The sequence below is a fragment of the Klebsiella sp. 2680 genome (assembly GCF_900198535.1).
Taxonomy (GTDB): Bacteria; Pseudomonadota; Gammaproteobacteria; order Enterobacterales; family Enterobacteriaceae; genus Klebsiella; species Klebsiella indica.
Genome location: NZ_FZNJ01000002.1, coordinates 324,718 through 345,491 on the forward strand (window position 1 = coordinate 324,718; position 20,774 = coordinate 345,491).

Consider the following 20,774-nt stretch of genomic DNA (forward strand, 5'->3'; position numbering starts at 1 on the left):
AAATGTTGTTGTCCTTCCTGTTGGGCGATGTCCATCTTCTCGCGCAGGGATGCCATCGTTACGTCCGGGCCGCCCACCGAGTCGGCCATAACCGTAAACAGCTGAAGAGCGCATTCACTAAACGCCCGGTATCGACGCGGCTATCGAGCGTCCAGGCAAAGCAATGCTGGCTTTCACCATGCTGCTGCTGTTGATGCTCAAACCAGATCTGTTCTTCAGCCTCGCTGGCCTTTTCCGTACGCTGCGTGCCGGACTGATAAAAAATCGTACTCATAAGCCCCTCTCAGGCGAACTGCCCACCTCGCCAGATCGTGTTGATATTTGGGGGAGCCGAACCTCCCCCACGCTTTTCGCCTCAGAAATCCAGTTGCACGGCAACGCCGACAAGACGTGGGCGCTGCAACACCGCCGTCGAAACATCGTTGTCGATCACCATAATTCGCTTGTCAGAATCAAACAGGTTTTGCGCAAAGACGCTGACGCGGCCATGGGTGAAGGTATAAGCCACCTGCATATTCGCTATCCATGACGAGGGAATTTCGCCCCGGGTATCGTTGTCATACTGGGAATAATAGGTATCGGTAAAGCGAACGTCTCCGCTCAATTCCAGTCCGGGCATCAGCATATATTTCGCGCCGAGGTTTGCCGTTAATGACGGTGCTCGCGGTAATTCATGTCCGTCTATTCCGCTGCTGGAGAATTTTTTAATCCTGGTTTTTAAAACCCCAACGGAACTGTTCAGTTCAAAATCCAGCGTTGGTTTCCAGATAGCGCCCAGTTCCGCGCCGTACGTTTCGACTTTATCCGCATTTCTGATCACCATCGAACTGCTGTTGGAATTAAGATAATACGGTAACTGCATATCTTTATAATCGTTGTAAAACAGGTTGCTGGTTAATTCCAGATTCCAGTCACTGATCCCGTGACGGCTGTATAATTCATAGCTCCAGACATATTCAGGATCGTAGGTATAGTTAATTAACGGCGCGACAAAGGTCATTCCCGCCCCGCCGGCGTTATATCCTCGCGACACCTTCATGCCTAACGTCTGTTGCGGTAACGGTTTCCAGGCAATATCAAGTTTCGGCAGGAAAACGTCCCAGGTTTCATCAAAATCCACCTTCCGGGTCGCACCGCCTTTGCGCTGACGATGCTCGCGCTCGACGCGGCTTGCGGCGGTGATATCCACCTCTGAGGTCACGGCCCAGGTCAGTTCACCAAACGCCGAGTAGGTTTCCGTTTTATCCTTGAACTTGCTGCCGCCAAACAGGTTCACAAACTCATCCTGCGAGGCGTGGAAATAACGCGCACCCACCAGTCCGCGCAGGGTATCGCCTTTGACGCCAAAGCGAGCCAGCGGCTCGGTCTGAAACTCTTTCCCGTCAATATTGGCCCACGGCAAGCTTTCTACGGTGCGACGGTGGTTGTCAAAATCGGTGTAGATCAGCTTGTTCTCCAGACTGAGGCTTTCCGAGGCTTCCCAGGCCAGATCCCAGATACCGCTGGTCGAGGTGGTCTCAAACACCGGGCGCCGTGGGTCGAAACGAGCGCTGACATGATTTTTCGGACTCAGCGTCTCATTCTGCGGCGCCCGACTGTCAAAGTGGTTAACGGTCAGTTTAGTGGTGAGTTCGCGAAGCCCGGCCGGGTTGAATAATAACTTGCCGCGCAGATTGGTGGCTTCAATTTCCCGCGGATCGCCCACCGGATCGTAGGAGATTAAATTGACGAAGCTGTCGCGCCGCTGCCTATCGGCGCTGAGACGAAACGCCAGTTGATCTTCAATAATCGGCCCGGATAACATCGCGGAAGCCACGGTAGAGCTTTGATTCCCGCCGCCCGCCTTCACTGAGGATTCCCAGTCGAAGGTCGGATCTTTACTGGTCATCACCACGGCGCCTGCAATCGCGTTGCGCCCCTGGATATAGCTTTGCGGTCCGCGCCAGACCTCAACCCGCTCCATATCCCACAAGGATTGCGGCCCAAACGCCAGCTCGTTGTAGGTCAGGGAACGCCCGTCCAGCGAAAGATTCAACCGCGGCCGGGTGCCATTCAGGAAAGCATTCGCCCCGTTTGCCGGGCCTGAGCCGTCGATACCGCGAATCGTCGGCAGATCGTTGCCGATACCGGTATCGACAACGTTGGCGGTCATTTTTAAGAGATCCGAGACTTGTGACGCGCCCGGCATCGCATTAATACGTGCGTCATCAAATACCTCGACGCTGCCGCTGGTATCGTAGAGCGTCCGGGCCACTTTCTCTCCGGTGACCACAATCGTATCCGATTGAGAATTATCGTCACGCCGAGATATTTCTTCTGCGGCCATGACGTCTCCGGCTGCAAATACATATAAGCCAAATATTGCGTAAGGAACAGGGTATTTCAGCGCCGTACTGCGGCGCTGGTATTTTAAAAATATCTGTTGTGCTTTATCACTCTTTAGTTCGCTCATTGTTTTCTCCTTTCCCAAAATGCGTACTAAATTTGTTTATTGTTAGATTGAGCGACAAAGAACACATTGCTTTATATTGGCAGCCTGACGGCCTTATTATGAGTGACTTATTTTCTCATCAGACGCACCGAACCCGCCTGAAAAAATTCCTCCTAAAAGGAAGGCATTCGCAACAGCAGAATAAGTAAATAAACGCCGCCGATAATCCCGGTCATTAGGCCAACGGGAAGGGTTAATGCCAGCGGCTGAATTTGCGTAAGCATATCGGCACCCAGAAGCAGGCAACTGCCAGCCAGCCCGGCGCTGAAAACCGGTAATCCCGGCGTTCTGGTTAAGCGTAACGCCAGCTGCGGCGCAATCAGGGCAATAAACGCGATTGGCCCTGTCGCACTGGTGGCCACCGCGGCCAGCGTGACGGCGCAGAACATTGCCATTCTTCGCGTCCGCTCAACGCGCACCCCAAGCTGGCTGGCAATATCATCGCCCATCGCCATGATATTTATCGCTCTGGCGTGCAGAACAATGGCCGGAAGCAGCACCAGAAGGCTTAACGCCACCGGCGCCACGTGATACCAGTTGCGTCCCTGCGTGGTACCGGCCAGCCAGAGCGTGGCGGTCACGGCATTGTCGATATCGCCTTTCACCAGCAGCAGCGCATTAAGCGCGCTGAGTACCGCTCCGACGCCGATCCCCATCAGCACCAGTCGCTGGCCCTTCACCACGCCATAATGGCGCGCCAGATAATAGACCAGCAGCGCGGTGGCGAACCCGCCGGCCATGGCAGAAAGCACAATGGCGACCGGGTTTCCGTCAAACAAAATGATCTGGATAATCGCCCCTGTCGCTGCGCCGGTGGTAAAACCGATCACATCCGGGGAACCCAGCACATTTTTCGATACCGACTGAAAGAGCGCGCCGGAAACGCCTAACGCAAAGCCAACCAGAATGGCGGTCAGGACGCGGGGCAAACGGATCATCCTGACAATATGCTGCGCCGTCGGATCGCCTTCTCCCCACAGCGCCTGGAAGGCCGACTCCACGGGAAGCATAAAACGCCCGACCAGCAAGGCATACAGGCCCGTCACCCCAAGCAACAGCGTCAGGGCGGCACACACCCATCCGGCCCTCTGACTCATACGCGCCCCCCCTGCCAGCGTTTAACCAGCAGCACGAAGAACGGTCCGCCGATTAACGCAGCCATAATGCCGACGCCAATCTCGCCGGGATGACCAATCATCCGCCCGAGAATATCCGCGCTGAGTACCAGTATTGCAGAGAACATCATCGCCCACGGCAGCAGCAGACGGTGTCCCGAGCCGACAAAAGCCCGTGCAAAATGGGGCGCGGTGAAGCCGACAAAGCCGATCGGTCCGGCCGCTGCCGTGGCCGCACCCGCCAGAATGACGATGATCGCGGCAGAGATCCCAGCGAGCACATGAGGATTAATGCCAAGCGCGCGTCCAGTGTCCAGCCCCAGTGCCGCCACGTCCAGCATTCGCCCTCCCGCCAGCGCCAGAATAATGCCGACACATGCAAGTACCGAGACCGGCAGCAGCACGTCATACCCCCGTCCCTGCAACGCGCCCGTCACCCAGTGACGAAACCTGTCGAAGGCATCGGCGTCGCTGTTCAGAATAACCAGTTGCGTCAGACTCAGCAGAACGATAGTCAGCGCCGCGCCGGCCAGCACGATACGAATCGGATTGGCATGGTTCAGGCCGCCCATCATAAATACCAGAATACTGATAACCCCGGCGCCAGCCACACCGAATACCATATAACTGCTGACGCTGGTGACATTTAAAAAGGCAATCGACAGCACAATCGCCAGCGTGGCGCCCGCGTTAACGCCTAACAGACCTGGGTCCGCCAGTGGATTGCGGGTCAGCGTCTGCATTATCACCCCGGCTCCGCCAAGCGCCGCGCCAACCACCATCGCCAGCAGCGTGCGCGGCAGGCGTAAATGCCAGACCAGCAGATGCGCGCCGTTTTGCGGATCGAACTGCGTCAACGCCTGCCAGATCACCGCAGGCGGGATCGTCCGCGAACCAAACCAGAGGCTGGAGAAACCCAGCATTAGCAGAATAAGAAAACCACCGCCCAGCCCTGCACTTCGCATCCCACGTCCCGGACGCTGCGCAAACATCTCAGCGCGCCTCCGGCGTGGCCGCTGCGGGCGGCGTTTCAACGGCAAAACGCTCGGCGATCGCCTTAACCATTTCGCTGGCGCTGTAGAAATCGACGCGAAAAGCGTGAGGCCCCAGGCTGTAGACCTGACGGGCACGGGAAGAAGGCAAACGCTGTAACAGAGGATCGTTGATAAATTCGTCTATGCGCACATCGCTGGCGCTCAGCAAAAAGGTTGTTTCGGCTTTCAGCTGTGTCAGGTTTTCATATTCAACCCAGATAAAATCGCCCGAGCGGGTGAGATGACTTTGCCATGCGGGATCGGGCGCTTCAAGGGTGAATCCCAGCGATTGCAACAGCCGCGCGTGAACGCTTTCCGGTGTCGCCACGGGATTGACAGTGCCCGGCCCATTGAAATTGATAATATTGGCTTGCCCTTCCGGCAGGCGGATCCGCGTTCTGGTGCTGGCGATCAGCGCATCAAAACCGGCTATACGCACGGCGGCCTGTTGTTCCAGCCCCAGCGCGTCGCCCAACTGGCGCGACAGATCCTGCCAGGTCTGATTGCCGTAGTTGACCACGATAACCGGCGCAATGGCCTGTAAATCCGCCAGTTGGGCCCGCGCGGAATCCGCGCCATTGATTGATACCACAATTAAATCCGGCGCTGCGGCCCACGCCTGTTCCAGATCGACGCTGCCCGCCGGCCACACCTTCGCGACCTTTTTGGCTTTTGCGACATCCTGCCACTGGCCGAAGAACTGACCGTTCACCGCTGTGGCGCTGGCGACAACCGGCGCATCAATCGCCAGCAGGGTTCCGGTGACGCTGACGGCGGTCGATAATATGCGTTTGGGCTGCTGAGGAATCGACGTGACCGTGTCATCGGCATTATGAAACGTTCTCGGCCATCCCTGCGCAGCGCATTGCCGCGCAAACATGACCAGCCCGAGCGCCCACATGACGCTCTTAAACCAATGACGTTGTTTTTCCCTACAAACGTTCATTTTTTGCCTGCTCCCTCTGCCACTCTTCCGATCGGCGCGTTCAGCCCTTTGGTCAGCAATTAACCCATCGTAAACCATCACATCATAGCCTTTCTTTTGAATAAACATCAATATTAAGAATAATAATTATCATTTTCATTCGTATTTCTGTGCGATATATTCAGGGCGTTTCCGTTGGCTTAATCAGGAAAGATATCCAATGAAATCATTAACTCCAATGCAGGCGGCTTCCTGGGTCGGCAGGCAATCGCCCCAGGCGCTGGGCGGCGTTGCCGCTCACTTATACGCCGAATTTGACGGATTTATTCATGACAGCGCGCGCTTCCGGCAGGCCATAAACGCGCTGTATGCCCGCCACCCCATGCTGCGATTGCGCATCAGCGATGAGGGGCAGCAGTACGTAGTGGCGGAGCATCCTCCGACGGGTCTTGATGATTACCGCCACTGCACCGGCGAAGACATCCAGACCCGGCTGGCGGAGAAACGTCAGCGCATGGAGAACCAGCAACTGCTGCGCGACCGGGGCGTGCCGTGTGAAATCAGCCTCTCATTGCTGCCGGAAGGGAAAAGCCGGCTGCATATCGATCTGGACATGATCGCCGCTGATGCCGGGTCATTTCGCATCGTTATGGAGGATCTGGCGCGTTTTTATGCCTCGCCGCCCGACGATATTATTCCGCGACATGAGGTGGCATGGTTTCACTATCTGGACCAGCGTCTTCACGATCCGCAGTTGCAGACGCTCAGAACGCGCGACCGTCTCTGGTGGCAGGCGCAATTACCGACGCTTCCCCCTGCTCCGCGTCTTTTTTCAACGGAACATCGCTGCCAAAGCCGCCGATTAGCCCTGTCACTTGACCGCGAAACCAGCCTCGCCCTTAACGCCTGCGCACGTCAGCATCATCTGACGCTCAGCGCGCTGGGATATCACTCACCACGGGAATATATATGCAGAAAGTTATCGCAGCCATAAGAGAGAAAACACGTCTGGATATATAGGGGAAAATCCAGCTACCGGGCGGGTAAACCCAGCGCCCTACGGGACCTGTGTCATGGAAGACCGCATCTACGGTTTGAAATGAAGATAGAGATTTGTGAATGACGAAAACGGGTAAACAGGTAAAAGGCCCCGACCCAAAACGCAATATTTAAAATAGCTTTGAGAGAAATGAAAGTCTGAGGTTGCCTTTATAGGATAATATTAATAATGGCTATTTTGATGTTGAAAAGTCATGGACAGCGATATTACAACCATAGTTTGAAAATGGAATCGACATGAGTCAATTCAACTACTTTATCTCTTTTGATTACCGGGACGATAATTGGTAACTGGTAATTGGTAATTGGTAATTGAGTTTTATCAAGGATGAATTAAAATATAAACACCCGACATTCAGCAATGAAGAGCCTGTACATCAATTTGTATAATTGCCTGATTTTGATATGTTCAATCCAACATCAAAAGCAGGTTGCTTTATGAACGAAAAACAGTTGCAGGCTTGGGCTAACGAACCGGCCAAAAATCTCAAAATCCCTGGCGATCTCAGCCAGTTCGAGCGATTGCTGAAGAAAATCAGCGTTGAGGCAGCTCTCACCGTCCGGGCTACGATAAAAATTAGCCCAAATCGGGAGCCAACTCCCGCAACGGCTATTCTACAAAGACCGTTTTTCGGCGGGAATGGTGAGGATTTTATCTGCAAAACGATGGGTAAATAGAGATAAAAGCGCGATAAATCGCGCTTTTAAGTGCTCCGGCTATGGTTATCAAAGGTTAGATTGAGCTAGTCAATTGTCAGTGCCGCACAATATACATCGTGCGGCTATAAGCCACATCTTCCGGGTTGGTTATCGGATACCCTTTCAGCCACGGTTTAATCAGGCGCCCGTTGGTGTACTGATAAATTGGCGCGATAGGTGCTTTCGCCATAATGATTTTTTCCGCCGCATTGTACGCATCATTACGCGCTTTTTCCGAGGTTTCCTGCGCCGCCTGGGCAAGGATTTTGTCATAGGCCGGATCGTTGAAACGAGAAATATTGCCGCTGTGCGTCGAGGTCAGCAGCGACAGGAAAGTGGACGGCTCGTTATAGTCCCCTACCCACGATGCACGAATCACATCGAAGTTGCCGGTATTACGGCTGTCAATATAGGTTTTCCACTCCTGATTTTGCAACGCCACTTCGACGCCCAGATTTTTCTTCCACATTGACGCCACCGCGATAGCGATTTTCTGGTGGTTTTCCGAAGTGTTATACAACAGCGTCAGCTTCAGCGGACGGTTCGGACCATATCCCGCCGCCTGCAGCAGCGCTTTCGCCTGAGCGTTCAGCTCCGCCTGACTCATGCTCTCAAATTGCATCGGCTGCGGCGTAAAGCCCGCTGTAACATCCGGCGTAAAGCGCCATGCCGGTTTCTCACCGGTACCCAGAATTTTCTCCGCCATCAAACGACGGTCAATGGTCATACTCAGCGCCAGCCGCACACGTTCATCGGCGGTTGGCCCCTTCCGGGTATTAAACGCGTAATAATAGGTGCCCAGTTGCGGCGGGGTATAGACCTGGCCCGGGATATCCTTCAGCAATTTGTGATACAGGTTTTTCGGGAACGATTCGGTAATATCAATATCGCCAGCCAGATAGCGTTTGGTAGCCGCCGACTCCTGATTGATCGGCACAAAAGTGACCTGCTGAATCACCGTCTTGCCGTTATCCCAGTAGTGCCTATTGGGAACCACCACCAGCTTTTCATTGACTACGCGATCTTTTAATACATACGCGCCGTTACCAATCAGATTTCCCGGACGCGTCCAGTTGTCGCCGCTCTCCACGTTGGCTTTCTGCACCGGGTAAAAAGCAAAACTGGCCGTCAGCTTGCTGAACCAGGGCAGCGGTTTGTCCAGCTGAACGCGCAAAGTCCGCGCATCCACGGCCGTGACGCCGAGACTCTCTGGCGCGGCCTTACCGTCAATAATATTTTGCGCATTGATAATACCGGCCAGCGCAGCAAACCACGCAAACGGTGAGGTCGTTTTAGGGTCCACCAGACGTCGCCAGCTATAGACAAAATCTTCCGCCGTCACCGGCGTCCCGTCGGACCAGCGGGCGTTATCGCGCAGGGTAAAGGTCCAGACACGGTTATCATTGCTCTGCCAGCGCGTCGCCACGCCAGGGATAAGGTTGCCGCGCGCATCCTGATTGACTAATCCTTCAAAAAGATCGCGGATCACCTGAATTTCTGGCAGACCGACGGCTTTGGCGGGATCTAAGGTGGCGGGCTCGTCTTTAATGTGCCGCACCAGCACCTGTTTTTCCGCTAATACGGTGCCGGGAGGGACATCTGCCGCCCAGGCGAGAGAAGAGACGCTGGCTAACCACAACGCACCACATGTCAAGGTGACAGGATACTTCATAAGATCCCCTTTAAAATAAAAAAGCTGAGCTGGCAGTGGGATAATTATTTGTTTTATCACCTGAAATTGCAAACGGCTTGTGAAAGAAAATTGACATATATATGCATTTCGTTATCACCGGAAACCATTTGATTCCAGGACGGTTTTACACAACACTACTGAAAAATAACCGGATAACAGGATGCCCTATGCCCACTTCTCGCCCGCGTCCCCAGCGCGGTGATTTTCCGCCCGGCACGCAACGCTATGGTCAGTCTCACCTCGGCGCGCCGCTGCTATGGTTCCCTGCGCCGCAGGCCGATAGCCGCAGCGGTTTGATTCTTGCCGGTACCCACGGCGACGAAAATTCATCGATCGTCACCCTCTCCTGCGCGTTACGCACATTAAAACCGGAACTGCGCCGTCATCACGTTGTGCTGGCGGTAAACCCTGACGGTTGCCAGTTGGGGCTGCGCGCCAACGCGCGCGGTATCGACCTGAACCGAAATTTTCCCGCGGCGAACTGGAAGGAAGGCGAAACGGTCTATCGCTGGAACAGCGCGGCGGAGCAACGCGATGTGGTACTGTCCACCGGCGAAAAACCCGCTTCAGAACCAGAAGTCCATGCGCTGTGCCAGCTGATCCATCAGATCCATCCCGCCTGGGTGGTTTCATTTCATGACCCGCTGACCTGCATTGAAGATCCCGGCTATAGCATACTGGGGCGCTGGCTGGCCGACGCATTTAGTCTCCCGCTGGTGGGCAGCGTCGGCTATGAAACCCCCGGCTCCTTTGGCAGTTGGTGCGCGGATATCGGTCTGCCCTGCATTACCGCCGAGTTCCCCCCGATATCTTCTGACGAGGCAACGGATAAATACCTTCAGGCAATGACGGAACTGCTCCGCTGGCACGATCAAAGATGAAGCACTCCGGGGCTGAAACGCAGCGCCGGTTCAACGTCCACCGCCAGCCAGGTCGGGCCATCCAGATCGGCAAAACGGGCCAGCGGCGCCAGCGGTAGCGCCGCGTTTATGGCCCGTGACGTGCACAACATGCAGCCCAGCATCCGCGCAAACCCCTGACGTTCCGCCTCCTCCGCCAGCAGCAGCGCTTCCGTTAGCCCCCCGGTCTTATCGAGTTTGATATTCACCATCTCGTAGCGGCCGCGCAATCCTGCCAGGCTCTCGCGGGTATGACAACTCTCATCGGCGCAAATGGGCAACGGATGGATAAAATTCTCCAGCGCTGCATCCGCCTCCGCCGGAAGCGGCTGTTCCAGCATTGCGACGCCAATATCCGCCAGCAGTTGACAGCGCTCAGCCAGACCATCGCTATGCCAGGCCTCGTTGGCATCGACAATCAGCGTCGCTTCCGGCACCGCCTCGCGAATGGCGATCATCCGCTCACTGATCAAATGGTCATCAAGCTTCACTTTCAGCAAGGTGGCCCCTTTTTGCCACAGCGCGGCGGCGCTGGCCGCCATCTGTTCTGGCGTGCCGATCACCACCGTTTGCGCTGTGACCACCCGGTCGGGCAGCGTCACATCCAACAGTTGCGCAATACTTTTACCCGCGCTACGCGCCTGCCAGTCCCACAGCGCACAATCCACGGCATTGCGGGCCGCGCCTGGCGGCAGTAAATGCTGAATCTGCTCACGGGAAGCACCACGTTCAAGCTGTTCTCCAATTGCGACAATCTGCGCCATCACCGACGCGATACTCTCGCCGTAACGCGGGTAAGGCGTGCATTCTCCAACCCCCTTCACGCCGTTTTCTTCGATTTCCACCACCACCACTTTTGCCTCGCTGCGGCTGCCGCGGGAAATCACAAAAGGGGTATGTAACGGCCAGGATTCTTCGTACACTCGCAAATTTCGCATTCCCTGAACCTCGCAGCTAAAATTAAAAGGATTTGCCGTGCTGATGAATGATGTCATACACTAGCCGCGACGTTAACTATATGTAAACAGGAAGATAACCATGTCACAAACCGTGCATTTCCAGGGTAACCCCGTTTCTGTTCAGGGCACCATTCCGCAGGCGGGCGCGAAAGCGCAGCCGTTTACGCTGGTCGCCAAAGATCTCTCCGACGTCGCGCTCAGCCAGTTCGCCGGCAAACGTAAAGTGCTGAATATTTTCCCAAGTATCGATACTGGCGTTTGCGCGACATCGGTACGTAAATTTAACCAACTGGCGTCTGAACTGAACAACACCGTGGTGCTGTGCATTTCCGCCGACCTGCCGTTCGCCCAGTCCCGCTTCTGCGGCGCGGAAAACCTCAACAACGTTGTGACGCTGTCCACGCTACGTGGCGCCCAGTTCCTGACCGACTACGGCGTCGCCATCTCCGCCGGCCCGCTGTCCGGCCTGGCCGCGCGTGCCGTCGTGGTGATCGATGAAAATGATCAGGTTGTTTATAGCCAACTGGTAAACGAAATCACCGAAGAGCCAGACTACGACGCAGCCCTGGCCGCGCTGAAAGCGTGATATTGCTGGCAGGCCACGTAAGCCCTCGTTGAGCGGGGGCTTTTTTATTTCCGCGCCGCATGGCGGGAGATAAAACGCGCGATCGCCGGGCCGGTCAGCAAAATCGTAAACAGCCGTAAAGTCTGCATTGCCATAATAAACGATATATCCGCCCGTGTGCCGGCGGCAATAATCGCCACCGTGTCCAGCCCGCCAGGACTGGTCGCCAGCCAGGCGGTCATGAAATCCAGCGGCATAACCTGCGTTAGCCCAAAAGCCATCAGCCCGCACAGCAAGATCAGGCCGATAATTGATGCCAGGATCTGCGGCAGCGTTTTGAGCGCCAGCAGAAAAATCTGTTTATTAAACTTTAGACCAACGCTCCAGCCTATGGCGCAATAAGCCAGCGCCAGCAGCCACTCCGGCAGTTCGAGCTGCAACCAGCCTTCTCCCTGCACCAGCGCGCCGATCAGCATCGGGAACAGCATCGCGCCGGACGGAAACCGCAGCCGCAAACCCAGCCACCCTGCCGCCGCAGTCAGCAACAGCGTGAGCGGCAGTTGCCAGCTTATCGGTGGAAACCAGATAATCTCCTGCGTCATCATCTGCGCGTCACCACCGAGGGCGACACGCACCACCAGCGCCGCGGCACCGGCGACAAACAGTACCCGCAGATACTGCATCAACGCCACCAGCCTCACATCGGCGCCATACTCCTGGGCCATGATTACCATCGCCGAGGCGCCGCCCGGTGAACTGCCCCAGGCGCCGGTTGCGCCAGGTAACGCGCTGTAACGCACCAGCAGCCATCCCGCCAGCGCGCTGATAGCGAGTGTAGAAAAGAGGATCAGCAGCACCAGCGCCCAGTTTGCCAGCAGGACGCCGAAAATGGAGGCCGTCAGGCTGCGGGCGATCATGCAACCAATAATCGCCTGAGCGGCAATAAAAAAAGGACGAGGAACAAGAATCTTTGCGCCGCGAAGACTCAGGCTAATCCCGGCAATCATCGGCCCCAGCAGCAGCGCGGCGGGAAGATGAAACCAGAACAGCACAAACGAGATCGCGCCAGATAACGCCAGGAGTTCCAACCATTGAAAAAAACGACTACGCGGAATCCACATGCGTACTCCCTGAGAAAAAAGGTGAAGATCCGAGTATATACCCAATAAATTGCAAAACGAATAACGCAATACTAATTAACATACTGATTTAAATATCATTTCATCATTGCGATTTCACTATTTCAGGCTAATTGAGTCTATACATCAGATTGCTGACAAAGACCGTTCTTTTAGAATTGCTCAGCGGCGCTTCGCTTACATAAGCCTACGCGGAATGCATAACATATTGATATTGTTTTTTATTGTCGGGTAAGGCGTGTTCCGCCACCCGACAATAAAACCGGCTGAACAGGCCACCGGTTGCAGTAATGCCGTTCACTTAGGCAAATCATCGGTGTTGTCTTTTGTTTTATTTGCCTGTGGCAATCGCATTATCGGTAGTTCTGGCAAGCATGACGCCGTTTTCACCCATTCAGATTCCGTGGTCCGTTCCGTTCACGATAAATTCGCGGATATTCGTTATATCCACAGCGTGTGAACGGGCAGGGGGACGTTTCGCCCGTCCCCCTGCACCCCCGGCATGGCGCTGAAAACCTGCCGCTCCGCGGTCCGCTCCACTCCGGCTTCATCTGGCGGCCAGTCCTGGATGTACGCCTGCGTTCCCGCCAGGTTTCCTTGATGCGCCCCCCCATGCGGTAAGTCCGTTATTCGTCAGGGGCTTTTCAGAGGCTGAAAATCATAAAAAAGTTATATCCTTTATATTTCAGCCCGTAGTATCAGCTCAGTTAGTGAATCAACCGAATCAGATTTTCGTTTAAACCACCGATTGACAGAACCACTCAGCCAGCCATAAACGCAACTGAGAGCCCTTAACTGACAAGCATTACACCGGTTGCAGGCGTTATTCGTCGCCTTTCTTCTGGCTCAGGCCATATTCGCGCAGTTTATTGGCGATTGCGGTATGTGAGACGCCAAGGCGCCTGGCCAGTTTCCGCGTACTGGGATAGCTGCGATAAAGCTGCGTGAGCACCGAACGCTCAAAACGGCGGGTAATATCGTCCAGCGAGCCTTCCATCGCCTCTTCACCGACAGCCAATGAAGACACTTCGTGATCCGGCAGCAGGATATCCTGAGGACGCAGTTCAAAACCATCCAGCTGCGTCAGCGCACGATAGACCGCATTCTTCAACTGGCGCACGTTTCCCGGCCAACTGTAACGGGTCAGCATACTATTCAAATCAGCAGAAAGCTTCGGCCGCGGGATCCCCTGCTCATCGGCAAAGCGCGCCACGAAAAGTTCGGTCAGCGGCATAATATCCTGCGGACAATCGCGCAGCGGCGGCAGATACAGTGTCAAAACATTCAGGCGATAATAGAGATCCTCGCGAAACGCGCCCTTTTGCACCAGTTCCACCAGGTTCTTTTGAGTGGCGCAAATTACCCGCACATCGACATGAACTTCATGATCTTCCCCCACCCGACGGAAAGTCCCATCGTTGAGGAAACGCAGCAATTTGGTTTGCATTCGCGGCGACATTTCGCCAATTTCATCCAACAGCACCGAGCCGCCGTTAGCCTGCTCAAAAAAGCCCTTTTTCCCCTGAATCGCGTCGCCAAACAGTTCGCTTTCCACCACATCTTCCGGGATAGAGCCGCAGTTCAGCGCCAGATAGGGTTTATCCGCTCGCGGGCTGGCCAGATGGCAGGCGTGGGCCAGCAAATCTTTACCGGTGCCGGTATCGCCCACGATCAGCAGCGGCGCGCTCAGCATCGCCAGCTTGCGGGCCTGTTCGACAACGTGGCGCATTTTCGGGCTAACGGCGAGGATCTGACTAAAAGCGCTGGTATCCTGTATGGTCATCGTTTGCAGTTGACGCCCCATACGAACCGTCGAACGCAACATCACAACCGCGCCAGTCAGTACCCGTTCGCCCTGTTCGCCATCCAGATAGACCGGCGTGATTTCCAGCAGGAAGTTCTGGCCGTTGACCACCACATGTTCGGCGTGGGATTCCTGGGGCGTGTTTTCCAGCCAGCGCTGCAGATTAAACTCGGTAATGAGCTGCGCGACAGGGTAGTTATGCAGTTTCTCCTGGCTCAGGCCAAATAGCTGGCAACTGGCCGGGTTAGCCAGCTCGACTTTCCCTTTGGTGTTCAGGGATAACACCGGTTCCGGCATCGCTACCAGCAGCGCGCTGAGCGCCAGGTGTTCACGCTCAGACGGCATCCACGGAACGGTACGTACGTCTGTTACACCCGCAATATGGCGGATCTCCGCCATCAGGCGGCTGAAGTGAGTAAACTCCAGCTCGGCGAAATTGAGATAAATCCGGCCTACGGGGTCAATATCAATGCCGCGCAGATCAATGCCGCGCAGCACCAGCAAATCGAGTAATTCACGGGTCAGACCAAGACGGTCTTCACAAAAGACTTCAAGACGCATAAGCGTTTTCACCCTACAAAGGCCAATGACGGATGAATAATAGGACAGTTATCTGCTGACGGGAAGATGGCTGTCAACAATTATTGACAGCATGGTGGAAAAATAACGTTTATGCCGTAAAGTTATACGCTCAGAAGTGACGTAACGTCAGGATCGCTCCCCGGTGACGCGTCGCTGGTCGGGGACGTGCGGAAAACCGTTATTTCTCCGGACTGTTTTTGTTCTTCTGTAATGTCTCTTTCAGTTGACTGATCAGCTCGCGACGAAAATCCCCCAGACGCGGTTTATCGTCAGCGATCCACGGCAGCGGACGACAGAGTTCCATCGCTTTAATCCCCAGCCGCGCGGTCAGTAGCCCGGCGCCAATGCCTTGCGCCGCACGCGCTGACAGCCTTGCCGCCAGATCCTGCGACATCCAGTCCATCCCCACTTCCCGCACCAGTTCGCTGGCCCCGGCAAACGCGATATTCAGCAGCACCAGACGGAACAGGCGCAGACGGCTGTAATAGCCCAGCTCAATACCGTACAGAGTGGCGATACGGTTGATCAGGCGTAAATTACGCCAGGCGATAAACGCCATATCCACCAGCGCCAGCGGGCTGACGGCAATCATCAGCGTTGATTCCGCCGCCGAGCGGCTGATTTCACGCCGTGCCTGAGCATCGAGTACCGGCTGCACGATCTGCGCATACAGGCTGACCACCTCACGATCGTTTTGCGTTTCGTGGATCGCCGCATACCAGCGCTGCAGCGCCGGATGCGATTGATCCAGGCCTGCCTGCTGCGCCAGCTTCTCGCAAAATCCCCGCCCTTTACCAACCACGTGGCTGTGCATCAAATCCCGCGCCTCATCGCGCTCGTAAGCCCGCTGACGTAACCGCCACAGACGCCGCCATTCGGTCGCCACTGAACCCACGCCAGCGCCGATAATCAACGCCCCGGCGGCACAGCCGCCGAGCGCAATCCAGTCCTCGGTTTGCCAGGCGTTCATCGTCCACTGTATGCCCTGCGCCACTACGCTGACGCCGAAGATCGCCAGCCCGGCGCTGACCATTTTTCGCCACAGGCTGCGCTTAGGCCGCAGTACCGACTCCACCACCGCTTCCGCCGCGCCCTCTTCTTCTTCCAGCGAATCAACCCGCGCAGGGGCGAACTTCTCAGCCTCATCCCCGGCAAAGGCGCGAGCGGACTTCAGGATTTGCGCCTTTTCCTCCTCCAGCGGGCCGTCGAAATCGATACGCGGTTTTAACGGTTCGGTCATCGCAGTTTATCTCCAAGTAAAAATTCCAGCGCCGCGTCGAGTCGAATATGCGGCAGCGGTTTATCAACGTCCATGACCTGCGGGCGAAAGTTCTCAAACTGAAAACCCTGCTGTTCCCAGAATGCCTGCCCCGGCAGGCGCGCAGGCACTTCGCCTGGATAGACGGTTAACGGCTGACCGTCGCTCAGCCTGTGGCCCCGCAGCGCGGGGATCTTTTCGCCATTCACCTCAATAAGCCCGCTCTGCGTCGCCTGGATCGACGCCAGCCCCAGGCAATCCATGCTGATCCCTTCAAACGCCGCGTTTTGCCAGGCGTCCTGAATCAGCTGTTGCAGCAGCGATACCAGATTACTGTGCTGATCGACGGTAACGTGATCCGCTTTGGTGGCGGCAAACAGCAGCTTGTCGATCACCGGCGAGAACAGGCGGCGAAACAGCGTGCGTTGCCCATAGTGAAAACTTTGCATCAGTTGCGTCAGCGCCAGACGCATATCGTTAAACGCCTGTGGCCCGCTGTTAAGCGGTTGCAGGCAGTCCACCAGCACAATTTGCCGGTCAAAGCGCAGGAAATGCTCTTTGTAGAAACCCTTGACCACTTTCTCGCAGTAGTATTTAAACCGCTCGCGCAGCATTCCGGCATTGGTATGTTTGTCCGCCTGGGCAAGCTTAGCTTCACCGCCGGCATCAACATCCGGCCAGGGGAAGAACTGCAGCGCCGGCGCGCCAGCCATTTCACCAGGCAGCACAAAACGCCCCGGCTGAATAAAGTGCAGCCCTTCACGCTTGCAGGCATGCAGATAGTCGGTCCATGCCGCGGCGATCTCCGCCAGCCGGGTTTCATCCGCGGGCGCCAGCGGGTCCAGCCCTTCACAAAGCTGCCGCCAGCGCGCCGACCATTCCGCTCTCTGCCCCTGCAACAGTCCGGTCATCTGCCGTGACCAGGTAAGATAGTCCTGAGCCAGCATCGGCAGATCCAGCAGCCATTCGCCGGGATAATCAACAATCTCCAGATACAGGGTTGACGTATCCTTAAAGTGACGTAATAACGAGTCGTTAGAGCGGTAGCGTAGCGCCAGGCGAATTTCGCTAACGCCGCGGGTAGGCGTCGGCCAGGTCGGTGGTTGACCATATAGCTGCGCCAACCCTTCATCATATGTGAAGCGCGGAATGCCGAAGTCCCGCTGCGGCACGCGCTTGACGCCCAGCAACCGCTCTTCTCTGGCGGCGCTAAGCAGCGGTAAACGCGCTCCGCCGTGAATATTCAGCAACTGATTGACCAGCGCGGTAATAAAGGCGGTCTTACCGCTGCGGCTAAGGCCGGTGACGGCCAGACGAAGATGCCGATCAACCCCACGATTAACCAGCGCATTGAGTTCATTTTTGAGTCGCTTCATCGCCATCCTGTTGTGCCTGAAGACCGGGGGGAAATAATATGAGGGTATATTGTTAATCAATGAATGACATCCCCCCATAACGGAGGGCTGAGGATGCATGCTGATGCTTTTCGACATCTCTCTTTGACTGAGGCCCCCGCGTTAACGGCTTAAGTGTAGCAACTTGCGTAGCATTTTATCATCCTGCTATTCAGGCTGTGACGTATTCATAACATATGCCATCCGCGACGTTTGGAAAACCGCTGAGCCGCCCGGCTAAGCAACGGTTCCAGAACCAGCATCAGCAGCATTTTCAACGGTCGACGGGCAACGGATTTTACCGCCCAGCCAGCGACGCCTGCCGGGCCATAGCGCAGCGCGGTCAGCAAAATCAGCTTACCCGCGATTTTCAGGCCGGGTTGCACTTTTTGCCCCGCCTGCTGCCATTTCACATTCATTGTTAATCTCCGTTACGGTTACAACTGGCGAAAACGGCTGCGCAGTGAAAAGGTGTCGGAAGTGATATAGCGCTCCATTTCACGCAAACGCCGTTCGCCGTCCGCCAGATCTTTATCCACCGCCGCTAACAGTTCGCCGCTACTCGGTGTTTTGTCACCATTCAGTTCGCTTTCCGGCATCGGATCCAGCGCAAACGAGAGAATGATGTAGGCCACCACCACAAACAGGAACAGACCAAAAATCATTGCCAGTACGGTAATCAGACGCACCAGTTTTACCGGCACGTCAAGGTACTGCGCGATACCGGCGCAAACCCCTTTCACCATGCCATGCTGCGGAACGCGCCACAGTTTTTTACTCAAATCCAGTCCGCCCATTATTTTTCTCTCCAGTTCGGGTGCTCAGCATCAAGAATCGCCTCCAGCGCCTGAATACGCTCGCGCATACGCTTCGCGTCATCGGTCAGTTGCAGCAGGCGCTGCTGTTCGTTCTGCGATAAGCTGCCGCTGGCGGTACGGTTGTTGTAATGCAGCCAGAGCCAGACCGGCAAAACAAACAGCACAAACAACGTCAAAGGGATGGCGAGAAAAAGCATGCTCATGTGAACTCCTTGCAGATGGCGACGGCACATCTCGGTGCCGCCCGAATACGATTACTGGTTATTTTGCTTCATTTTGGCTTTCAGCGCCGCCAGTTGCTCGCTGATTTCATCGTCCGCTTTCAGGTCGGCGAACTGCTGATCCAGGGATTTCTGCTTACCAAATCGCTGGCTCTCCGCTTCGGCTTCCATATGATCGATACGACGCTCAAATGACTCAAAACGCGCCATCGCTTCGTCAATCTTGCCGCTGTCCAGTTGACGGCGAACATCGCGGGACGAGCTTGCGGCCTGATGACGCAGCATCAGCGCCTGCTGACGGGCACGGGTTTCGCTGAGTTTGTTTTCCAGCTCGCCAATCTCTTTTTTCATCCGCGCCAGGGTTTCATCAACCAGCTGCGCTTCATTTTCCAGGCTGGCGATAATCTCGGTCAGCTTCTGCTTTTCGATCAGCGCCGCCCGGGCCAGATCCTCTTTCTCTTTACGCAGCGCCAGCTCGGCTTTCTCCTGCCACTCCGCCTGCTGGGAGACGGCCTGTTCAATACGACGGCTCAGCTGTTTCTTTTCCGCCAGCGCCCGCGCAGAAGTCGAACGGACTTCAACCAGCGTGTCTTCCATCTCCTGAATCATCAGGCGAACCAGCTTCTGCGGATCTTCTGCCTTCTCCAGCAGGGAGTTGATGTTGGCGTTCACGATGTCGGCAAAACGAGAAAAAATACCCATAATTTCAATCCTCATAGTTCTGGTGTCAGGCATCGGCCTGTGCGATGACTAATACAAATACCGTGCCATTTTTTATCTTGTTGATTTTAAAAGATGTAGTTGTTATCCATCCAATGCATTGCTAAAGTAACCTGGTGAATCACACTACAAAATGGCGAAATTCATCATGGCGGATTACAAGGATAACCTGCTCGGCGAGGCCAACAGCTTTCTTGAAGTGCTGGAACAGGTTTCAAGGCTGGCCCCGCTGGATAAACCGGTGCTGGTGATCGGCGAGCGCGGCACCGGCAAAGAGCTGATCGCCAGCCGCCTGCATTTCCTCTCCTCCCGCTGGCAGGGGCCGTTTATCTCGCTGAACTGCGCGGCGCTCAATGAAAACCTGCTGGATTCCGAACTGTTCGGCCACGAGGCCGGGGCGTTTACCGGGGCCAGTAAACGTCACCCCGGCCGTTTCGAGCGCGCCGATGGCGGCACGCTGTTTCTTGATGAGCTGGCGACTGCGCCAATGCTGGTGCAGGAAAAACTCCTGCGGGTGATCGAGTATGGCGAACTGGAGCGCGTCGGCGGCAGCCAGCCGCTGCAGGTGAACGTCCGCCTGATTTGCGCGACCAACGCCGACCTGCCGCACATGGTGGAAGAAGGTCTGTTTCGCGCCGACCTCCTCGACAGACTGGCATTTGATGTGGTGCAACTGCCGCCGCTGCGCGAGCGTCAAAGCGATATCATGCTGCTCGCCACTCAGTTTGCCATCCAGATGTGCCGCGAACTCGGGTTGCCGCTGTTTCCCGGCTTCAGCGAACGCGCCGTCGAGACGCTGCAAAACTACCGCTGGCCGGGGAATATCCGGGAACTGAAAAACGTCGTTGAGCGTTCGGTTTACCGCCACGGTAGCAGCGACAGCGAGCTGGATAATATTATTATTAACCCTTTCCGCCAGCAGCATTCTGCGCCGGACTCTGCGGCAGACAAGACGCCCGGACCAACGCTGCCGCTCAATTTGCGCGCTTTTCAGCAGGAGCAAGAAAAAAGCCTGCTTGAGATGAGCCTGGCGCAGGCGAAATACAATCAAAAGCAGGCGGCAGAGTTACTCGGTCTGACCTACCATCAGCTGCGGGCATTGCTGAAAAAGCATCAGATTTGAGCCGTACGCGGGCGGGATTGCATTCGCTTTAATTCCTCATTCCGCCTTTCCCCCAGTTCAACCAACACGCCTAACTGGAGAAAGCGCCAGGAAAAAGTTACCATGTGGCAAATATCGGAGCGCTTATCCGTGAGATAAGCGCCATGCTTAATACGAATAGCACCCGCAGACCGTGCTGCATATACATCAATAAACATCCTCTTTAATGAAGCCCTCGCATGTCTGATGACAACGTTGCGCATTTCTCCGCATGGTGGGATGCCAAACGCACGGCGA

General features: G+C 55.6%; 20 protein-coding genes and 1 pseudogene. 6 read left to right on the plus strand and 15 right to left on the minus strand.

Features of this window, described 5'->3' with window-relative positions:
- Positions 1-58: 58 nt before the first annotated feature.
- From FN037_RS08935 to fepB, 5 genes are all read right to left on the minus strand, one after another.
- On the minus strand, positions 59-274 hold the full coding sequence (locus FN037_RS08935) for a hypothetical protein (protein ID WP_142502047.1): 216 nt from the start codon (positions 272-274) through the stop codon (positions 59-61).
- An 81-nt stretch (positions 275-355) separates the two neighbouring features.
- Positions 356-2,452 (minus strand): TonB-dependent receptor, encoded by a 2,097-nt coding sequence (locus FN037_RS08940; protein ID WP_142502048.1) that lies wholly within the window; start codon positions 2,450-2,452, stop codon positions 356-358.
- A 152-nt stretch (positions 2,453-2,604) separates the two neighbouring features.
- Positions 2,605-3,588, minus strand: coding sequence for a FecCD family ABC transporter permease (locus FN037_RS08945; RefSeq protein WP_142502049.1), 984 nt, complete (start codon positions 3,586-3,588; stop codon positions 2,605-2,607).
- A complete protein-coding gene (locus FN037_RS08950; protein WP_142502050.1) occupies positions 3,585-4,598 on the minus strand; it encodes a FecCD family ABC transporter permease in 1,014 nt (337 codons plus the stop codon). The genes FN037_RS08945 and FN037_RS08950 overlap by 4 nt, the downstream gene beginning before the upstream one ends.
- Position 4,599: 1 nt before the next feature.
- Positions 4,600-5,586 carry a Fe2+-enterobactin ABC transporter substrate-binding protein gene (gene fepB, locus FN037_RS08955; RefSeq protein WP_142502051.1) on the minus strand — a complete coding sequence of 329 codons (987 nt, stop codon included), beginning with the start codon at positions 5,584-5,586 and terminating at the stop codon, positions 4,600-4,602.
- A gap of 199 nt (positions 5,587-5,785) precedes the next feature.
- On the opposite strand from fepB, the gene FN037_RS08960 reads away from it, so the two are divergent.
- The 3 genes and pseudogenes from FN037_RS08960 to FN037_RS24380 all read left to right on the plus strand — a co-directional run bounded on the left by FN037_RS08960 (position 5,786) and on the right by FN037_RS24380 (position 7,302).
- Positions 5,786-6,559, plus strand: a complete 774-nt coding sequence (locus FN037_RS08960; protein WP_260607829.1) for a condensation domain-containing protein — start codon at positions 5,786-5,788, stop codon at positions 6,557-6,559.
- 224 nt (positions 6,560-6,783) lie between these two features.
- Positions 6,784-6,843, plus strand: a pseudogene (locus FN037_RS24705) (colicin E3-like toxin immunity protein); the annotation flags it as partial.
- 219 nt (positions 6,844-7,062) lie between these two features.
- Complete coding sequence (locus FN037_RS24380; RefSeq protein WP_185929267.1) at positions 7,063-7,302, plus strand: hypothetical protein; 240 nt, start codon at positions 7,063-7,065, stop codon at positions 7,300-7,302.
- A gap of 76 nt (positions 7,303-7,378) precedes the next feature.
- Here the strand turns inward: FN037_RS24380 and FN037_RS08965 are convergent, their stop codons facing one another.
- Entirely contained in the window at positions 7,379-8,995 is a 1,617-nt protein-coding gene (locus FN037_RS08965; protein WP_142502052.1) for an ABC transporter substrate-binding protein, read from the minus strand.
- Positions 8,996-9,183: 188 nt separating this feature from the next.
- Between FN037_RS08965 and mpaA the strand changes: the two genes are divergently transcribed.
- Complete coding sequence (gene mpaA / locus FN037_RS08970; protein ID WP_138362699.1) at positions 9,184-9,897, plus strand: murein tripeptide amidase MpaA; 714 nt, start codon at positions 9,184-9,186, stop codon at positions 9,895-9,897.
- On the opposite strand, the gene ycjG is transcribed toward mpaA, so the two are convergent.
- Positions 9,888-10,853 (minus strand): L-Ala-D/L-Glu epimerase, encoded by a 966-nt coding sequence (ycjG, locus tag FN037_RS08975; RefSeq protein WP_142502053.1) that lies wholly within the window; start codon positions 10,851-10,853, stop codon positions 9,888-9,890. The genes mpaA and ycjG overlap by 10 nt on opposite strands.
- A gap of 100 nt (positions 10,854-10,953) precedes the next feature.
- On the opposite strand from ycjG, the gene tpx reads away from it, so the two are divergent.
- Positions 10,954-11,460, plus strand: a complete 507-nt coding sequence (gene tpx / locus FN037_RS08980) for a thiol peroxidase (RefSeq protein ID WP_138362697.1) — start codon at positions 10,954-10,956, stop codon at positions 11,458-11,460.
- A gap of 44 nt (positions 11,461-11,504) precedes the next feature.
- Here tpx and FN037_RS08985 read toward each other — a convergent pair whose 3' ends face one another.
- From FN037_RS08985 to pspA, 8 genes are all read right to left on the minus strand, one after another.
- A complete protein-coding gene (locus tag FN037_RS08985) occupies positions 11,505-12,560 on the minus strand; it encodes an AbrB family transcriptional regulator (protein WP_185929243.1) in 1,056 nt (351 codons plus the stop codon).
- Between the two features lie 841 nt (positions 12,561-13,401).
- Positions 13,402-14,943, minus strand: a complete 1,542-nt coding sequence (gene tyrR, locus FN037_RS08990; RefSeq protein ID WP_138362696.1) for a transcriptional regulator TyrR — start codon at positions 14,941-14,943, stop codon at positions 13,402-13,404.
- A gap of 199 nt (positions 14,944-15,142) precedes the next feature.
- The gene (locus FN037_RS08995) at positions 15,143-16,204 is read right to left on the minus strand and encodes a YcjF family protein (RefSeq protein WP_142502054.1); all 1,062 of its coding nucleotides are present in this window, start codon (positions 16,202-16,204) and stop codon (positions 15,143-15,145) included.
- On the minus strand, positions 16,201-17,598 hold the full coding sequence (locus FN037_RS09000) for a YcjX family protein (protein WP_142502055.1): 1,398 nt from the start codon (positions 17,596-17,598) through the stop codon (positions 16,201-16,203). The genes FN037_RS08995 and FN037_RS09000 overlap by 4 nt, the downstream gene beginning before the upstream one ends.
- Positions 17,599-17,804: 206 nt before the next feature.
- On the minus strand, positions 17,805-18,035 hold the full coding sequence (pspD, locus tag FN037_RS09005) for a phage shock protein PspD (RefSeq protein ID WP_138362693.1): 231 nt from the start codon (positions 18,033-18,035) through the stop codon (positions 17,805-17,807).
- A gap of 18 nt (positions 18,036-18,053) precedes the next feature.
- Positions 18,054-18,413, minus strand: coding sequence for an envelope stress response membrane protein PspC (pspC, locus tag FN037_RS09010; RefSeq protein ID WP_138362692.1), 360 nt, complete (start codon positions 18,411-18,413; stop codon positions 18,054-18,056).
- On the minus strand, positions 18,413-18,637 hold the full coding sequence (gene pspB, locus FN037_RS09015) for an envelope stress response membrane protein PspB (RefSeq protein WP_004101459.1): 225 nt from the start codon (positions 18,635-18,637) through the stop codon (positions 18,413-18,415). The genes pspC and pspB overlap by 1 nt, the downstream gene beginning before the upstream one ends.
- Positions 18,638-18,688: 51 nt before the next feature.
- On the minus strand, positions 18,689-19,357 hold the full coding sequence (gene pspA, locus FN037_RS09020) for a phage shock protein PspA (RefSeq protein WP_138362690.1): 669 nt from the start codon (positions 19,355-19,357) through the stop codon (positions 18,689-18,691).
- A 151-nt stretch (positions 19,358-19,508) separates the two neighbouring features.
- Between pspA and pspF the strand changes: the two genes are divergently transcribed.
- Positions 19,509-20,498: a phage shock protein operon transcriptional activator gene (gene pspF / locus FN037_RS09025; RefSeq protein ID WP_171034935.1), complete on the plus strand. Its 990-nt coding sequence runs from the start codon at positions 19,509-19,511 to the stop codon at positions 20,496-20,498.
- The last annotated feature ends 276 nt before the right edge of the window (positions 20,499-20,774 follow it).

What these genes read in the sequence shown, in the direction of transcription:
- FN037_RS08935 (WP_142502047.1), bottom strand. Translation starts at nt 274, where the DNA reads ATGAGTACGATTTTTTATCAGTCCGGCACGCAGCGTACGGAAAAGGCC.
- FN037_RS08940 (WP_142502048.1), bottom strand. Translation starts at nt 2,452, where the DNA reads ATGAGCGAACTAAAGAGTGATAAAGCACAACAGATATTTTTAAAATAC.
- FN037_RS08945 (WP_142502049.1), bottom strand. Translation starts at nt 3,588, where the DNA reads ATGAGTCAGAGGGCCGGATGGGTGTGTGCCGCCCTGACGCTGTTGCTT.
- FN037_RS08950 (WP_142502050.1), bottom strand. Translation starts at nt 4,598, where the DNA reads ATGTTTGCGCAGCGTCCGGGACGTGGGATGCGAAGTGCAGGGCTGGGC.
- fepB (WP_142502051.1), bottom strand. Translation starts at nt 5,586, where the DNA reads ATGAACGTTTGTAGGGAAAAACAACGTCATTGGTTTAAGAGCGTCATG.
- FN037_RS08960 (WP_260607829.1), top strand. Translation starts at nt 5,786, where the DNA reads ATGAAATCATTAACTCCAATGCAGGCGGCTTCCTGGGTCGGCAGGCAA.
- FN037_RS24380 (WP_185929267.1), top strand. Translation starts at nt 7,063, where the DNA reads ATGAACGAAAAACAGTTGCAGGCTTGGGCTAACGAACCGGCCAAAAAT.
- FN037_RS08965 (WP_142502052.1), bottom strand. Translation starts at nt 8,995, where the DNA reads ATGAAGTATCCTGTCACCTTGACATGTGGTGCGTTGTGGTTAGCCAGC.
- mpaA (WP_138362699.1), top strand. Translation starts at nt 9,184, where the DNA reads ATGCCCACTTCTCGCCCGCGTCCCCAGCGCGGTGATTTTCCGCCCGGC.
- ycjG (WP_142502053.1), bottom strand. Translation starts at nt 10,853, where the DNA reads ATGCGAAATTTGCGAGTGTACGAAGAATCCTGGCCGTTACATACCCCT.
- tpx (WP_138362697.1), top strand. Translation starts at nt 10,954, where the DNA reads ATGTCACAAACCGTGCATTTCCAGGGTAACCCCGTTTCTGTTCAGGGC.
- FN037_RS08985 (WP_185929243.1), bottom strand. Translation starts at nt 12,560, where the DNA reads ATGTGGATTCCGCGTAGTCGTTTTTTTCAATGGTTGGAACTCCTGGCG.
- tyrR (WP_138362696.1), bottom strand. Translation starts at nt 14,943, where the DNA reads ATGCGTCTTGAAGTCTTTTGTGAAGACCGTCTTGGTCTGACCCGTGAA.
- FN037_RS08995 (WP_142502054.1), bottom strand. Translation starts at nt 16,204, where the DNA reads ATGACCGAACCGTTAAAACCGCGTATCGATTTCGACGGCCCGCTGGAG.
- FN037_RS09000 (WP_142502055.1), bottom strand. Translation starts at nt 17,598, where the DNA reads ATGAAGCGACTCAAAAATGAACTCAATGCGCTGGTTAATCGTGGGGTT.
- pspD (WP_138362693.1), bottom strand. Translation starts at nt 18,035, where the DNA reads ATGAATGTGAAATGGCAGCAGGCGGGGCAAAAAGTGCAACCCGGCCTG.
- pspC (WP_138362692.1), bottom strand. Translation starts at nt 18,413, where the DNA reads ATGGGCGGACTGGATTTGAGTAAAAAACTGTGGCGCGTTCCGCAGCAT.
- pspB (WP_004101459.1), bottom strand. Translation starts at nt 18,637, where the DNA reads ATGAGCATGCTTTTTCTCGCCATCCCTTTGACGTTGTTTGTGCTGTTT.
- pspA (WP_138362690.1), bottom strand. Translation starts at nt 19,357, where the DNA reads ATGGGTATTTTTTCTCGTTTTGCCGACATCGTGAACGCCAACATCAAC.
- pspF (WP_171034935.1), top strand. Translation starts at nt 19,509, where the DNA reads ATGGCGAAATTCATCATGGCGGATTACAAGGATAACCTGCTCGGCGAG.